At 52.6% G+C, this 16,961-nt stretch carries 4 protein-coding genes; 1 reads left to right on the forward strand and 3 read right to left on the reverse strand.

All coding sequences use genetic code 11. The annotated features are described in order from the left end of the window. The first annotated feature begins 6 nt into the window (after positions 1 to 6). Entirely contained in the window at positions 7 to 777 is a 771-nt protein-coding gene (locus tag BRW63_RS14650) for a thioesterase II family protein (RefSeq protein ID WP_073072323.1), read from the forward strand. Here BRW63_RS14650 and BRW63_RS14655 read toward each other — a convergent pair. The 3 genes from BRW63_RS14655 to BRW63_RS14665 are packed head-to-tail and all read right to left on the reverse strand — an operon-like array spanning position 751 to position 16,818. Further along, positions 751 to 5,550 carry a type I polyketide synthase gene (locus BRW63_RS14655; protein ID WP_083582958.1) on the reverse strand — a complete coding sequence of 1,600 codons (4,800 nt, stop codon included), beginning with the start codon at positions 5,548 to 5,550 and terminating at the stop codon, positions 751 to 753. The genes BRW63_RS14650 and BRW63_RS14655 overlap by 27 nt on opposite strands. Positions 5,551 to 5,561: 11 nt before the next feature. Continuing rightward, complete coding sequence (locus tag BRW63_RS14660) at positions 5,562 to 12,209, reverse strand: type I polyketide synthase (protein WP_223257388.1); 6,648 nt, start codon at positions 12,207 to 12,209, stop codon at positions 5,562 to 5,564. Between the two features lies 1 nt (position 12,210). Next, entirely contained in the window at positions 12,211 to 16,818 is a 4,608-nt protein-coding gene (locus BRW63_RS14665; RefSeq protein WP_073072325.1) for a type I polyketide synthase, read from the reverse strand. Positions 16,819 to 16,961: the final 143 nt, after the last annotated feature.

Genomic DNA, 16,961 nt, shown 5'->3' on the forward strand with positions numbered 1-16,961 from the left:
TACTTCATGGCACCGACCTTTGACTCCTGGGTAAAATATCTCAAACCCAATCCCCAAGCCAGCCTGCGCCTGTTCTGCTTTACCTTTGCAGGGGGTTGGTCTGCTACATTTCGCACCTGGCCAGATGGCTTACCAGAATATGTCGAGACGTGTGCTATTGAACTGCCTGGACGCGGAACTCGATTAAAGGAGATCCCATTAACCAGTTTTCCACTGCTCGTTGAGGCGATTGCGCTAGTTCTTCCGCCTCATCTAGACAAACCGTTCGCCTTCTTCGGTCACAGTATGGGTGGGCTAATCTGTTTCGAGGTGGCCCGTTTCCTCAACAAACATTACGATCGGGAACCCGTTCACCTGTTCGCTTCCGGTTGTCGATCGCCGCAACTGCCCGCCCTTAAACCGCCTATCCATACGTTGCCAGAAGCCGCATTTTTGGAGGAACTACGTAACCTCAATGGGACTCCCCAGGTGGTTTTGGAGAACGCCGAATTGAGGCAACTATTGTTGCCTGTCTTGCGTGCTGATTTTGCTGTCTTTGAAACCTATACTTACACTACCGATTCACCCCTTAACTGTTCCATTACGGCTCTGGGTGGTTTACACGATCCGGAAGTCAGCGCCGAACAGATGACAGGCTGGCGAGAACAAACTACCGCGTCCTTCTCCCTGCATCTGCTTCCCGGTGATCACTTTTTCCTGCAATCAGCCCAGCCCCTCCTGCTCCAAATCATCTCTCAAAAGCTGCACCAGTTAACGTCGGTACAGAGTTTCAGGTAAAAATCCTCCTTTTTGCAGTTCCTCTACGCTATTCTTGACAGCCTGAATCAAATACTCAATATCTGCATCGGTATGTGCAGTTGACAGAAAACAGTTACGCCCTTCCCAGATGTAAACCCCGTTGAACAGCAGGTGATAAAACAGCAAATCCAGATTACCTGAAAATGAAAAGCGAAACAGGGAGCCAAAATGGATGATACGGATGGGGACATTTTCAGTTTTAAAGTAAGTATTCAACGTTTCCGCGAACTGTGACGTGCGCTGATTTAACTGCTGCGTCAGGCGATCGCCTTGTTGTTTAAGCTGCTGCAGCACCGCCCTGGCAGCGTTCATTGTGATATGGTTTTTGTTGAAGGTTCCGGCGAAAAATGTCTTCTCTGCCTGGGGGTAGGAAGCGTCTCCATACTGCCACACCCCCCCGTCGATCGCATTCATGTAGAGAGCCTTGCCTGCAACAACCCCGATCGGCATTCCACCTCCGACAATTTTGCCGTAAATGGTAATGTCTGCTGCAACCCCAAACCAGGCTTGTGCCCCGCCCGGATGGATGCGGAAGCCTGTAAGAACTTCATCAAAGATCAGCGCTATTCCTGTGCTCTGTGTTAATTGCCTTAATTGCTGTAGAAAGGCTTTGGGTTGTAAATCGGGGCGGCGACTTTGCACGGGTTCAACCAGCACTGCGGCTAGTTCGTGTGCGTGGGCCTGCAAAATATCCAGGGATCTGGGATTGTCGTAATCCAGGACTAGAACGTCTTTAACGGCTTGCGGCGATACTCCTGGCACCATTGGTACAGTATTGATCCCGGCAGTATTGATCCCAGCATTCGATGCTGTCGCCAAAACGCCGTCAAAATGCCCGTGATAAGAATTCGCGAATAGAGCAATCTTGTTGCGACCCGTCACGGTGCGTGCCAGACGGAGGGCTAACATTACGGCTTCTGTTCCGGTGTTGCAGAATGCCGCCCGTTCCATACCCGTCAATTCGCAAATTAGCTGGGCTACTTCTCCGGCCAGATTTGACTGTGGCCCAATTTGTATCCCGTGTTTGATTTGCTGTTCTATAGATGCAGTAATAAAGGGTGGGTTGTGACCAAACAGCAGCACACCAAATCCCATTGTGATGTCAACATACTCGTTGCCATCCACATCCCAAAATTTGCAGCCCTGCGCTCGCTCCCCAATGATCGGATAAAGCATTTCTTTGATCGAAGGCCGAAAACCTGCTACCGATCGACTGTCCGCTAAAACCTGACGATAGGCTTGCGATCGCTGTTTTGATGTTTGAGTACGATGAGTATATTTAACGATGAGTGAATCTAAGTGCTGCTGTTGTTGTGGATTGAGACTTTTAGGTTGCGTTTCTGGCTTGAAATGAGGGGTCGATAAATGAGCGGTGGAGTCTGAGGGGCGATCGCTGAATGGCAAAAATCCATTCTTGGATACTGGCTCCTTCTCGGTTATGAAACTGTTTCCAGAGAGAAGCTGTAACTGTTGAGACATCAATTCAATCTGCTGCTGAATCACCAGTCTTATGTCATCAGGAGTGACTTCTAATTCTCCAGAAACCTGGACATCAAGCATTCCTGGCTTTGTCGGTATAGTCGTTGCGTTCCGTGCGACTGGCTGGGCAGACTGGAATTGAGATTGGTGGAGTTGAGGTTGAAGTGAATTTGTCGCCGCCCAAGTTGGAGGTAAATGTTGGTCAATGTGGGTTGCCAAAGCATCAATGGTTGTCAACTGTTCAAATAGTTGGCGAATCGCAATTTTAATGCCAAATATCTGTTCGATCGTTTGTACAGCATCCATGAGAACAATCGAATCTGCACCCATTTCCAGAAACGCCGCATGAGGTTCTACTTCCGATGGCTGAGATCGCAGTAGTTCTGCAATCGTGGACTGTAAGATCGCCAGAATTCGGTCTTTTTGAGTCATGCTGGGATGTTCAGTGATCTGAGGCTCTGGTCTATTTTCGCCTGATGGTTGTTCATTGAGTTCATTGCTCTGCTTCATAGCTGCATTTGTGTTTTCAAACCAATAACGTTGGCGCTGAAAGGGATAGGTGGGAAGTGACAGCCAATGTCTGGAGTAGCCGCGATCGAATTCAGGCCAGTTAACACCGATCCCCCGGACATATAAAGCAGATAAGCTCTCTAATAAGACTCGCCAATCCTCTTGTCCCGGCGCTAAAGAGGGCAACCAGATTGCTGGAACATCTTGTTGGCAACCTTTGCCTAAACTTGACAGGATCGGTTTCGGGCCAATTTCTACAAATAGTTCACAGCCTTGCTGAAACATTGTGTGGATTCCTGCCGTAAATCTCACGGCAGATCGCGAGTGATGTCGCCAATATTGGCTACCTGGTGGTTGTTCAGGCGACATCATCTGACCCGTTAAGTTGGAAATCAGCGGGATGGCTGGAGCATGAAACGTGATTTGACTCGCAGCTTGTTCAAGGTCGTCCAAAATGGGTTGCATGGCGGGGGAATGGAACGCATGAGAGACATTTAAGGCTCGCGTTGCCACTCCCCTGGACTGCAAGCTCGCCTGCACCCTCTCCAGCGCGGGTCGCGCTCCCGAAATCACCACATGAGCGGGCCCGTTAATTGCGGCGATCCCTAATCCAGACTGGTCGGGCATCAGCTCCTCGACCACGGCAAGCGGCGCAAACACCGCCATCATTCCCCCCGTCTGCGGCAGCGATTGCATTAACCGCGCCCGCGTCGCCACCAACTTCAGGGACTCTGCCAGCGTGAACACCCCCGCCACCGTGGCTGCCACATACTCCCCTAAACTGTGCCCCATCACCACATCCGGTACAATGCCCCAAGAGCGCCACAATTGGCAGAGGGCATACTCTAAAGCAAACAAGGCGGGTTGCGTATAAGCCGTTTGGTCAATCGGCGAGGACGCTCCCGGTCGGGGATAAAGCACCTGTAGCAGGGGCGGGTCGAGGTAAGGTCGGAGCAGGGTGTCGCAGTCCTCCAGCGTTTGCCGAAAAATCGGTTGAGTTTCGTAAAGTTGTCGTCCCATGTGGACATATTGACTGCCCTGCCCTGTAAACAGAAAGGCAATTTTAGGGGGGGAGTTGCCCGGAGACTGAGCGGCTGGGAGGGGTGCCGCTGCAACTGGATAGACCATCAGTTTGTCCACGGCTTCCGCGATCGTTGCTGCGACGATGCTGAGGCGGTAGGGAAAGTGGGAACGACCGCCAGCGGCGGTAAAGCAAACATCACTCAAGGGGAGGTCGGGATGGGATTGCAGATGGTGAGCGTAGCGGTGGGCGAGTTGGAGTAGGGCGTTGGGAGTTTTGGCCGAGAGGGCGAGCAGATGCAGGGGACGCTCCCGCTCCCTTTCCCCCGGTTCTGGAGCGGTGGGCGAGTCGGGAGGGGCGGCTTCCAGGATGAGATGGGCGTTGGTGCCACTAAACCCAAAGGAACTGACTCCTGCCAAGCGTTTCTGACCACCCGGCCAGGGCCTGGCGGCGGTGGGGACAAGCATCGGGAGTTGCTCCCAATTAACGTGCGGGTTGGGCTGAGAGAAGTGGAGGTGAGGGGGAATTTCTTGATGTTGCAGCGAGAGCACGACTTTGATTAATCCGGCAATCCCGGCTGCGGCTTCCAAGTGCCCAATGTTCGTTTTGACTGAGCCAATCACCAAGGGTTGCTCTGGGGAACAGTGTTTGCCAAACACCTCAGCCAATGCCTCTATCTCAATGGGATCGCCCAAGGAGGTTCCAGTTCCATGAGCCTCAATGTAGCCGATTTGCGCTGGCTCAACTCCCCCATTGGCGAGAGCCTGACGAATTACCGCGACCTGAGATGGTCCATTGGGAACAGTTAAGCCACCACTTGGCCCATCCTGGTTCACCGCCGATCCGCGAATTAAGGCCAGAATTTTGTCGCCGTCCGCGATCGCATCTGAGAGGCGCTTCAGGACAACTACACCACACCCTTCGCCTCGGACGTAGCCGTCTGCTTGAGCGTCAAACGTTTTACAGCGACCATCCGCCGCCATCATTCTAGCTTTGGAAAAATTGATGCTCGGTTCTGGCGAGAGGATCAGGTTTACGCCAGCAGCTAGGGCCAAACTGCACTCTCGCAGGCGCAAACTCTGACAGGCTAGATGGACGGATACCAGGGAAGCCGAACAAGCCGTATCTACACACAGGCATGGGCCCGTTAACCCCAAGCTATAGGACAAACGTCCAGCCGCCACGCTAAGAGAGTTACCCGTACCAAAGTAGGCATCGATATGCGTGGCATCACCCGCTTGCCAGAGGACTTTCGTGTAGTCACTGGTGCTCATGCCCACAAATACGCCCGTGGAACTGTTGAATAACTTGTCAGGAACCTGATTGGCGTGTTCCAGGGCTTCCCAACTGACTTCCAGAAGCAGGCGTTGCTGCGGGTCTAGACTGATCGCTTCTCGTGGGGAGATATGGAAAAATTTGGCATCAAAGGCATCTACCTGAGGCAAAAAACCCCCGTAGCGAGTAGACATCTTGCCGGGAGCCTCTGGATTGGGGTCATAGTAGGCGTTGATGTCCCAACGGTCTGGAGGAACTTCGCGAATCGCATCTACCCCATTTCGCAGCAGTTGCCAGAAAGCATTTGGGGTATCAGCCCCCGGAAACCTGCTGCCTAAACCCACGATCGCGATCGCTTCAGTCTTGGCCTGTTCTAAAGCCTGGAGCTTGGATTGCAGTTTTTCCAGTTTCAGCAGGGCATTTTCCATTAACGCCCGATAGTCTATGCCTGTTGAGCTTTGGCTCATGTTCACCTCGTTTAATCCAAACTTGCCAATTTTTTAGCCAATAAGTCTGCGAGTTCTTCTTGAGACAGTTCTTTCAAAGTTGCTGATAACTCCGTGTCCTCTGCAAGGGGGGGTGATTCCGGGCTGAGTGGCGGGGAAAGCTCCAGGGACAGGACATCCTCCAAATACTCGACTAGCGCTTCCACGGTGGGGTAATCAAAGATCAACGTTGAGCGCAAAGATTTGCCCAGATCGCGTTCAAAGCAATTTTTTAATTCAACCGCGACGAGCGAGTCCAGACCCAGATCAAATAATCGTTGGCGCGGCTCTATTTGCTCCCATGACTTTAACCCAACAACCCTGGCAATTTGAGAACGAATATACGTCATCAATAGAATTTTGCGTTCTTTGAAGGGAGCGTCCTTTAACTGCTGGAGGAATTCGGGTTGCTGCGCCTGGGATTGGTCAGAAGCAGCAGTGCAATGCTCCAGAAGCGGTAAATCCAGCCCTTGAGGAAGTTGCTTGAGAAACTTCGCCCAATTCACAGATAAGACCCCTACCTGAGTTGCAGGGTGTTCCAGCAACTGGGCAAGCACTTGCAATCCTTGCTCAGGCTTGATGGCACTGATCCCCAAAGCTGCCCAGCGATCGCGATCGCGAGGCGTCATTTCCTCTGCCATCCCAGCCGTTGCCCAAGGGCCCCAATTGATGCTCAAGCCTGGTAGTCCTAATGCTCGACGGTAATGCATTAAGGCATCCATAAAGGCGTTGGCTGCGGCATAGTTGCCCTGTCCCGGTGAGCCAAGCAGGGCAGCGCTGGACGAAAAACAGATAAAACAGTCTAAGGGCAGTTCCTGGGTCAATACATGCAGATTCCAGGCTCCTGTGATCTTGGGTGCCATCACCGAGCTAAAGCGTTCCCAGGTTTGACTGAGCAATACTCCATCTGCCAAAACTCCCGCCGCATGGATGATTCCTCGCAGGGGTGGCATGGATGCCTGCACCTCCGTCAAAACGCGGGACACCTCGTCCCGGATAGCCACATCCGCCTTGCAGATTTTGACATTGGCTCCAGCCTGCTGTAATTCAGCGATCGTAGCCTGGGCTGCCTGAGATGCCGCCTGCCGCCCCATTAAGACCAGATGGCGGACTCGTCGCTCTACTACTAACCAGCGAGCTACCTGCAAACCCAGAGCACCTAACCCACCTGTAATTAAATAGCTGCCCTCCCCCTGCCTTGCTTGCGGCATGGAAATCACGACTTTGCCCACGTGCTTGGCCGTTTGCATATAACGAAAGGCATCGACCACCTGATGAATCGGAAATGCTTTGTAATTTAACGGCTTGAGAGTACCGTGCTTGAACTCCTCCATCAATTCCTCAAGCATCGAGGCAATTAAACCAGGATTCTGTAGAGAGAGTTCTAATAAGTCGAAGGCAAAATAGGACGCATCAGGTCTTTGGGACTGCACCTGGGTTTGATCCCAAATGCCGATTTTGCCAATTTCGACAAATCGCCCTCCTTGCCCTAAAACCTCAAGGCTCTTGGGAATGAACTCCCCATTCAGGCTATTAAGAACAATGTCCAACCCTTGTCCGTCAGTGGCTGTCATGACTGCTTCAGCAAAGTCCAGGGTGCGGGAGTTCATTACCTGGGTTACCCCAGTTGATTTGAGAAATTCCCACTTGCTGGGGCTGGCTGTAGCAAAAATTTCTGCCCCCACCCGTTGAGCTAACTGGACTGCGGCCTGTCCAACCCCGCCAGCCGCCGCGTGAATCAAGATTCTGTCTCCGGGTTGCATTTTAGCTTGGTAATGCAAGCCATAGTAAGCCGTTAAGAAGGGGGTCAAAATCGTAGCTGCGGCTGCAAAACTCAGGTCTGGGGGTTTGGGAACAACAAAATCTGCTTTGACGGTGACAAAACTACTCAGACTGCCCAGGGCCATGACAGCCATCACTTCATCACCCACTTGAAACCTGGAAACCTGTTTGCCCACGGCCACAACCCTGCCCGCACACTCCCCGCCAAAGGGAATGTCGATCGCCGCATCAATCCCTTGCTGCTGCGTATAGGCTTGGAGCAGTCCGAGGGCATTGAGGACATCTCTAAAGTTCAGTCCACAGGCGCAAACTTCAATTTCCACCTCCTCTGGTTCCGGGGCGCGGCGGGTCATCGGTGCCAAGGTGAGATTTTCCAGAAGTCCGTAACTGGTTATTTTGACCTGGAAGGGTTCAGTCGGAAACTCCAGCATTTTTGCTTGACGTTCACCCGCGCCCGATCGAGACCTAACCAGTCTAGGAACATAGCGAACTCCCTGTCTGTAGGCAATCTGGTCTTCTCGATCGGGCGATCGTAATTCTTCCAACAGGGTCAGAACTTCAGTTTGATCTACCGCTGGGTCTAAATCGAGTCGCACACACCGCAGATCAGAATGTTCCAGGGCAATGACGCGCCCCAGCCCCCAGAGAGGCGCTTGCTGAATGTGCGGGAGCTGGCTTTCCCCGATCGGTTGAGTTCCCCTGGTCACTAACCATAAGCGGGGGATCACGGCGGGGTTCGTTTGGACAAGACTTTGCAATAAATGCAAAACACTGCCACAGCTTTGTGCTTGCGCGTCCTCTAAGCTTGCCAGGGTGATGTCTGGTAACGAGTCCTCTAGGCTCCACAGAAAAATCACGCCGCTATAGAACTGTGAGTGATCGTCCTGGCTATCCAGCAGCAATTGCTGAAAATCTGCCGGGTTGGTCGGATTAATTTGATACTCGTCTGCGGCTAATCTGGCATACCCTAGACCAGGGGACACTAAGACACAGCGATCGCCCTTATCCCTGAGGTAGGTAGCCAGCGTCCTGCCGATTTCTCCTGGGTCAACAAACAGCAGCCAATGACTCAATTGTCCGGATGGTAAGGGCGGGTGTTTGGCACTGCGCTCCTGAACCTGCCAAGTGGTTTCATACAACCAGTGGCTCAGGTCTTCTTGCTGAAGAACTTGTTGCAAGGCTTGACGAGTGATACTTCGGAGGGTTAAGCCCTCTAACTGGGCCACCATATTGCCGCTCTCATCCAACAGTTGGACTGTAGCCGTTACGGTCTTTTGCTGCCAGCCCTCAACCTGGCAGATCTTCAGTTGAGTCCACAAATGGGTGCTGGGACGACGATACAACTGTAAGCGCTCTACCCCCACTGGAATATAGACGGCTTGTTGGTCAGCCTCAGCCAGAGCTGTGCCTACGACCTGGAAACAGGCATCCAACAATATTGGGTGCAGTTTGTAGGCTTCTGCCTCTAAAATCAAGGGTTCTGGTAAGCGAATTTGCGCCAATGCTTGTCCTGGATGCCGCCAGAGCTTATCAATGGCCTGGAAACTGGTACCATAATCGACTCCCTGCTGGCGTAACTGCTGGTAATACTGGTTTGTAGATACGGCTTCCGTATATTGGGCCTGTAAGGCCGCTAAATTCACTTGAGGGGGTGAGTTTTTGGGGTCTTCAACCAGGTTGCCAAAAGCATGGAGTGCCCAGTAGGACTCAGAATTGTTTTCGTCAACATTGAGGCTATAAACCTGCCAGGAAAATGTCTTTGAGTTTTCTGTCTTTGAGTCTTCGGGTTTCAGAACTACGTGGAGGGTTTTGTCGGCATCGCCTAGCATCAGAGCCTGCTGAATGACGGTTTCCTGTAGCCTCAAGTTGTTCGAGTTGCAAACCACAGCCCCAGCCGCTAGTGCCATTTCTAGATAAGCCGTGGCTGGCAAAATTACTTGCTGGTAAAGGCGATGATGTGCAAGATAGGCAGGAGAATCTTGACTAAGGGTAGACTCAAAACGAATCTCTTCAGTGCCGGGTAAATGCAACCGTTGCCCCAACAGAGGATGCAGGCGGGGAGCAGTACTGCTTGCCCGGAATGAAGATGGATTGGCTCCGGGTGTAGCTGTCTTCACCCAATAGCGCTCTCGCTGAAACGGATAGGTGGGCAAGGCAACTCGACGACGGGGACAGTCTTGATCAAAACCAGACCAGTCTACCTTGGCTCCACACCGATACAACTCTCCCAAACTTTGTAGCAACGGTTGCCAGTCTGCTTGACCGAAATGCAGGCTGGGCAACCAAACTCCAACTGCTGCTGGCAAGCAATGCCGAGCCATTTCTAAGAGGATAGGCTTGGGGCCGATCTCGACAAAGATTTCAATTCCTTGCTGATACAGCGTGTCTATACTGCGAGCAAATTGGACAGATTGCCGCAAATGAGCAACCCAATATTCAGGAGTGGCGATCGCTGACGTTGCCACTTCTCCCGTCACATTAGAGATTAAGCGGATTTGTGGCTGGGCATAGGTTACTGCTTTGGCAGCTTGTTCAAGGTCGTCCAAAATGGGTTGCATGGCGGGGGAATGGAACGCATGAGAGACATTTAAGGCTCGCGTTGCCACTCCCCTGGACTGCAAGCTCGCCTGCACCCTCTCCAGCGCGGGTCGCGCTCCCGAAATCACCACATGAGCGGGCCCGTTAATTGCGGCGATCCCTAATCCAGACTGGTCGGGCATCAGCTCCTCGACCACGGCAAGCGGCGCAAACACCGCCATCATTCCCCCCGTCTGCGGCAGCGATTGCATTAACCGCGCCCGCGTCGCCACCAACTTCAGGGACTCTGCCAGCGTGAACACCCCCGCCACCGTGGCTGCCACATACTCCCCTAAACTGTGCCCCATCACCACATCCGGTACAATGCCCCAAGAGCGCCACAATTGGCAGAGGGCATACTCTAAAGCAAACAAGGCGGGTTGCGTATAAGCCGTTTGGTCAATCGGCGAGGACGCTCCCGGTCGGGGATAAAGCACCTGTAGCAGGGGCGGGTCGAGGTAAGGTCGGAGCAGGGTGTCGCAGTCCTCCAGCGTTTGCCGAAAAATCGGTTGAGTTTCGTAAAGTTGTCGTCCCATGTGGACATATTGACTGCCCTGCCCTGTAAACAGAAAGGCAATTTTAGGGGGGGAGTTGCCCGGAGACTGAGCGGCTGGGAGGGGTGCCGCTGCAACTGGATAGACCATCAGTTTGTCCACGGCTTCCGCGATCGTTGCTGCGACGATGCTGAGGCGGTAGGGAAAGTGGGAACGACCGCCAGCGGCGGTAAAGCAAACATCACTCAAGGGGAGGTCGGGATGGGATTGCAGATGGTGAGCGTAGCGGTGGGCGAGTTGGAGTAGGGCGTTGGGAGTTTTGGCCGAGAGGGCGAGCAGATGCAGGGGACGCTCCCGCTCCCTTTCCCCCGGTTCTGGAGCGGTGGGCGAGTCGGGAGGGGCGGCTTCCAGGATGAGATGGGCGTTGGTGCCACTAAACCCAAAGGAACTGACTCCTGCCAAGCGTTTCTGACCACCCGGCCAGGGCCTGGCGGCGGTGGGGACAAGCATCGGGAGTTGCTCCCAATTAACGTGCGGGTTGGGCTGAGAGAAGTGGAGGTGAGGGGGAATTTCTTGATGTTGCAGCGAGAGCACGACTTTGATTAATCCGGCAATCCCGGCTGCGGCTTCCAGGTGCCCAATGTTCGTTTTGACTGAGCCAATCACCAACGGGTTTGCTTGAGAACGCCCTTTCCCCAAAACAGTGTCTAAAGCCCTGATTTCGATCGGATCGCCTAAAGCGGTTCCAGTGCCGTGAACCTCTACGTAGCTTATTTGTAATGGGTCTACCTTGGCTTTCGCTAGAGCCTGGGAAATCAGTGCTTGCTGCGCCTGTTTATTCGGAACGGTGAGACCGCTACTGTGACCATCATGGTTAACGGCTGACCCACGGATCACCGCCAAAATGCGATCGCTATTGGCCACCGCATCGGACAACCGTTTGAGTACTAGCATCCCACATCCTTCGCCCCGACCATACCCATCGGCGGAGGCATCGAAGGTCTTGCAGCGCCCATCCGGAGAGAGTACCCGCGCTCTGGACAGAAAAATAGTAACCTCCGGTGACAGGATTAAGTGAACCCCACCCGCCAGAGCTAAGTCGCACTCTCCAGCCCGCAAACTTTGACACGCTAAATGGACACTTACGAGCGAAGCGGAACAAGCGGTATCGATGGCTAAGTTAGGGCCTTGCAAACCCAGAATATACGACAGCCGACCTGCTGCAAATGCAAACCCATTGCCCGTCCCAGCGTATGGATCAATGTTTTCATAATGACCGGAAAACATCTGTAACTGGGCGTAATCATTCTGTCCGATCCCCACAAAAACACCCGTTTTGCTGCCAGTCAATTGGTTCGGGGCTTGTCCGGCATCTTCTAGGGCTTCCCAACTCACTTCTAATAGCAGGCGCTGCTGGGGATCTAGGCTGGCCGCTTCGCGAGGAGAAATCCCAAAAAACTGGGCATCAAATTGGTCTACCTGGGGAAGAAATCCACCATAACGAGTGTAAATTTTTCCTGGCGCGTCGGGATTTGGATCATAATAGGCATCGGTATGCCAGCGGGTCTTTGGGATCAGATCGATCGCATCCACGCCATCCCGCAATTGCTGCCAGAACGCCTCTGGATGATCGGCAGAACCAGGGAACCGACAGCCCATTCCAATAATCGCGATCGGCTCGTGTTGAGCATATTCAACAGCTTCCAGTTTGGCGGCGGCTTCATCGAGGGCAAGCAGGAGCCGTTGCTTGATAGAAACTTGATTCATGGGTTCAGAAAAATCGCTCATGTTATTTTCCCCTTAGCAGCTTTTCCAGTTTTTCCAGCCGCTCTGTAATTGAGGCATCAATATCCTCTTCTGTGAGTACGTCTACCCTCGATCGGGCGGTTGGTTTGGTTTTCGCCTTGGGCAATTGAGTGATATCTGACCCTGACGGCACGATTCGGGGTTGAGGTTCTGCTGCGGCTAATTGAACCGGATCTGCTGATCCAGTAGCCTCCCGTCGGAGGATGTCGTTTAGCAGATGCTCCACCAAATCCTGGATGGTTGCAAACTCAAACATTAAGGTTGCAGGCAACGAAGTACCCAAATGAGTATCTAAGCGGTTTTTTAGTTCCAGTACCATCAACGAGTCCATCCCCATATCAAAGAATCCCTGCTGTGGATCGGGCAGGTGTGGCGATCTCAGACCCATGATTTTGGCAACTTCCTGCTGGATATAGGCGATTAACAGGGGTTGACGATCGCAGATAGGAACGGTTTCCAGCTCCTGTAAAATCGTATGCTGCTGTGCTGACGCATTCTCCTCTGGACTGGTCACTTCATTCAGCAAGTGGGTCAGTAATGGTATTTGCTCGGCGGTAACCTGCTGCTTCAGCCGTGACCAATCCACTGAAAACACACCCATCTGAGCTATCCCCTGCTGTCCTAGCAGGTTTGTCAACGCCTGCAATCCCTGCTCCCAACTGAACCGATTCATGCCCAAAACAGCCAGACGATTTTGATAACGATCATCTAAGTTGACCACCATTCCTGTATCCGCCCACAGTCCCCAGTTCAGACTCAAACCAGGAAGCCCTTGCCTTTGTCGATAATGGGCCAAGCTATCCAGAAATGCATTGGCAGCAGCATAATTACTTTGACCTGCCGCGCCCAGTAGCGAACTCACGGAGGAGAAACAAACAAAAAAGTCTAACGGCAAACGCTGGGTGAGGGTGTGTAAATTCCAGGCACCCTGAACCTTGGGATTCATTACTTTGGCGAACCGTTCCCAGTCTTGTTGCAGCAGGATTCCATCCTCCAAAACACCTGCCGCATGAATAATGCCCTTCAGGGGTGGCATTGAGGCATTGAGTCTGTCAAAGACCCTGAGCATCTCTGTGTGGTTCGATACATCAGCCTGCGTAACCAGAATTTGAGCTTCCCCCTGCTCCAGATCCGCGATCGCAGCTTGAGTTGGGGCCGATGCGGGCCGACGGCTCAGTAAAATCAAGTGCCGAACGCCCTGCTTAACCATCCACCGAGCGACCTGCAATCCCAAAGCTCCTAAACCCCCCGTAATTAGATAGGTCGCATCGGGTCTTAGCGGCACGGCTGCTGCTGGCAACTCGCCTTTGTTGATTAAACGTGCCACATAACGGTGTCCCGATCGCCAAGCAATCTGGTCTTCACCCTCCGCAGCACAAATTTCTGTAAGCAGCATCCTTGCTGCATCTGGTTGCGTTGCGTCTAACGCTAAATCGCACAGCCCCCCCCACAATTGCGGGTGTTCTAAGGCGATGACTTTACCCAATCCCCATATAGGAGCTTGAGCAACGGCTGGAGAACCAGGTTGAGATTCCACAAACTGAGCGCCCTGCGTGACCAACCACAATCGCGGTAAGACCGACCCGTTACGCTTAACGATCGCCTGCACTAAATGCAAGATGCTAGCACAACCCAAAATTTGCACCTGCTCCAGAGCGGCAAGATTTAACTCCGGCGTTTGTTCTAATCCAACACTCCATAGATGAACCACTCCCTTCAACGGGAGGGCATTGATGAGGTCAACGTCCCGTAACAGTTGTTGAAAATTCTCAGGATCGACTGGATTGACGCTGTAAACTCCAGGTTGCTGACAGGTATAAGCATCGCCGGGATAGACAACAAAACACGTTTGTCCCTGGGAGTGTAAAATTTCTATCAGGGCATCTCCTATACCACTAGAGTCAGCGAAAATCAGCCAACTACTAGGCTTACTGTCCAGAGTAGCCGTTATATCTAGGTTTTGCTGGCGGGGTTTTGGTTGCCACTGGATTTCATACAGTCCAACGACTGAAGGTTGAACTTTTTCCGGTAATGCAGGCTGGGCTGTGTGCGGACTACTGTCTGTCGTTTCAATCCAATACCGTTGGCGCTGAAATGGATATGTTGGTACTTTTAGAGGACGACGGGCATATTCCTGGTCAAAGCCAAACCAGTCTACCTGCACCCCGCGAATGTGTAACTCCGCTAAACTTCGGAGCATTTGTTGCCAATCGTCTTTTCCCGGACGCAAACTGGGCAACCACACCATTGCTCCAGACTCCAAGCACTGCTGACCCATTTCCAACAAAGTCGGCTGAGGACCAATCTCCACAAATAACTCATACCCTAGCTGAACCAGGGTTTCCATACTCGTGGCAAATTTGACCGATCGCAACAGATGACGGCTCCAATAGTCAGGAGTCGCAATATCCTCCGTGGCGAGTTGCCCAGTGACATTAGAGACTAAGTTCATTTTCGCTGGAGAGTAAGTTACAGTTGCGGCGACTTGCTCAAACTCTGCCAGTATGGGCTGCATTAACGGAGAGTGGAACTTCACCACTATTTCTCCATCTTGAGGCAGGTTTTGCATTAAACGACCTCTTGCAGCAATTAGCTTCAGTCCATCTTCTAAGCTGAACACTCCCGCTACACAAGCTGCGACATATTCCCCCACACTCTGACCTATGACGATACCCGGTTCGATGCCCCAGGATTTCCACACCTTAACCAGGGCGTATTCAATGGCAAATAGGGCGGGTTGGGTGTAAGCGGTTGCATCGAGTAATGGCGCGGATTGTGAGTTGGGAATGTGGGGATCTGGATATAGAACTTCGAGCAGGGGGAGGTTCAGATAGGGATGTAAAAGGGTCGCGCATTCGTCTAGAGTTTGCCGAAAAATCGGTTGAGTTTCGTAAAGTTGCCGTCCCATCTCGACATACTGTGACCCCTGACCTGTGAATAAAAATACTGGCTTTGGAGGTTTCCGACTGCGAAAAACGTGACTGACTACAGATTCAGTAGGTATGCTGCTGACAAAAGCTGCTAACTGTCTCCGTAACGACCCGGTAGAGTCTGCAACTATAGCTAGACGATGATTAAACTGCGATCGCCGAGTATTGGCTGTAAAACAAATATCTGCGATCTCGGTCTGGGGTTGGTTTGCCAAAAACTCCTGATAGCGTTGGGCGAGCGATCGCAAAGCCGCTTCACTCTTGGCAGATAGGGTTAGCACATGCCAGGGACGTTCGATCGCTGCGAGATTTTGCCGCTTGAACGCCAATTGCTCCGGGCTAGACCTATCCCCAGCCCTACTATCCGGTGCTGCTTCCATAACGATATGGGCATTCGTCCCGCCAAAGCCAAAGGAACTGACTCCAGCCGCTAGAGTGCCACCATTCCCAGCCGTCCAGAGCGACAGTTGCTCCTGCACCCGTAACCGCAACTTTTCAAAATTAATGTAGGGATTGGGTTGCTGAAAATGCAAGCTGGGCGGAATCTGGCGGTGTTTGAGTGACAGAGCCACTTTAATCAACCCGGCAATCCCTGCCGCTGCTTCCAAGTGACCAATATTGCTTTTCACCGAACCGACGGCACAGTAGCTTCCAGGACGACGATTCTTGGACAATACTTTTCCCAAGGCTTTCAGCTCCATCGGGTCGCCTAACTTCGTCCCCGTGCCATGTGCTTCTATATAGCTAACCTGCTCTGGAGAAACCCCCGATCGGCGATAGGCTGACCGCAGCACAGCTTCCTGGGCGTGGGGGTTAGGAGCGGTCAGACCGTTGCTGCGCCCATCCTGGTTGATGGCGCTGCCTCGAATCACTGCGTAAATGGTATCACCATCCGCGATCGCCTGAGATAAGGGCTTCAAGACCACCATCCCTGCCCCCTCACCCCGGACGTAACCGTTTGCACGGGCATCAAAGACTTTGCAAAGTCCATCGTCCGCCATGAATCCCCCTTGGGAGAAGCTGACCGTAACCCACGGCGATAACATGATATGCACACCCCCAGCCAGTGCCATGCTGGATTCCCCATTCCACAAGCTCTGACAAGCGAGGTGAACGGACACCAGGGAAGAGGAACAGGCCGTATCAATGGCCATACTGGGCCCAGTAAAATCAAACACGTAGGAGATCCGGTGGGCGGCGATGCAGTTATTGTTGCCTGTGGCGGCGTAGGCATCAACGTTACGAGGATTTCTCATTAGCAACTCGTAGTAGTCGTAACTCGAAATGCCAACGAAAACACCAATTTCTGACCCGGCCAGACGCTCTGGAACTTGTCCGGCATCTTCCAGTGCTTCCCAAGTCACCTCCAATAAAAGTCGCTGTTTGGGATCCATACTCACCGCTTCACGGGGAGCGATACCAAAAAACTCAGGTTCAAACTGATCCACCTGATCCAAAAAACCACCCCAACGGGTATTCATTTTGTCCGGCGTGGCGGGGTTGGGATCGTAGAAGGCGTTGATATCCCAGCGATCGAGCGGTACTTCCGTAATAGCGCTCACCCCATCTTGCAGGAGTTGCCAGAAAGCGTCCGGGTCGTTGGCACCAGGAAACCGACATCCGATTCCAATAATTGCAATGGGTTCAAAGTCCGTTGCCATTTTTTCCTTCTTAATATATTTATTTCCAAGGCTGTTGATGGGGTGGTGTCCGGGCGGGTTTAGTCAGAGTCTCCAATACTCAACTACTGATAGACAAAACCCGCCCCTTGTATTGAGGGGAAGATAAGACAAAGACTTGACCA

Source organism: Phormidesmis priestleyi ULC007, assembly GCF_001895925.1.
GTDB classification, from domain to species: Bacteria; Cyanobacteriota; Cyanobacteriia; order Leptolyngbyales; family Leptolyngbyaceae; genus Phormidesmis_A; species Phormidesmis_A priestleyi_A.

Bases quoted from the DNA above. Each gene is read 5' to 3' on its own strand.
- BRW63_RS14665 (WP_073072325.1), bottom strand. From the start codon at position 16,818: ATGGCAACGGACTTTGAACCCATTGCAATTATTGGAATCGGATGTCGG.
- BRW63_RS14655 (WP_083582958.1), bottom strand. From the start codon at position 5,550: ATGAGCCAAAGCTCAACAGGCATAGACTATCGGGCGTTAATGGAAAAT.
- BRW63_RS14660 (WP_223257388.1), bottom strand. From the start codon at position 12,209: ATGAGCGATTTTTCTGAACCCATGAATCAAGTTTCTATCAAGCAACGG.
- BRW63_RS14650 (WP_073072323.1), top strand. From the start codon at position 7: ATGGCACCGACCTTTGACTCCTGGGTAAAATATCTCAAACCCAATCCC.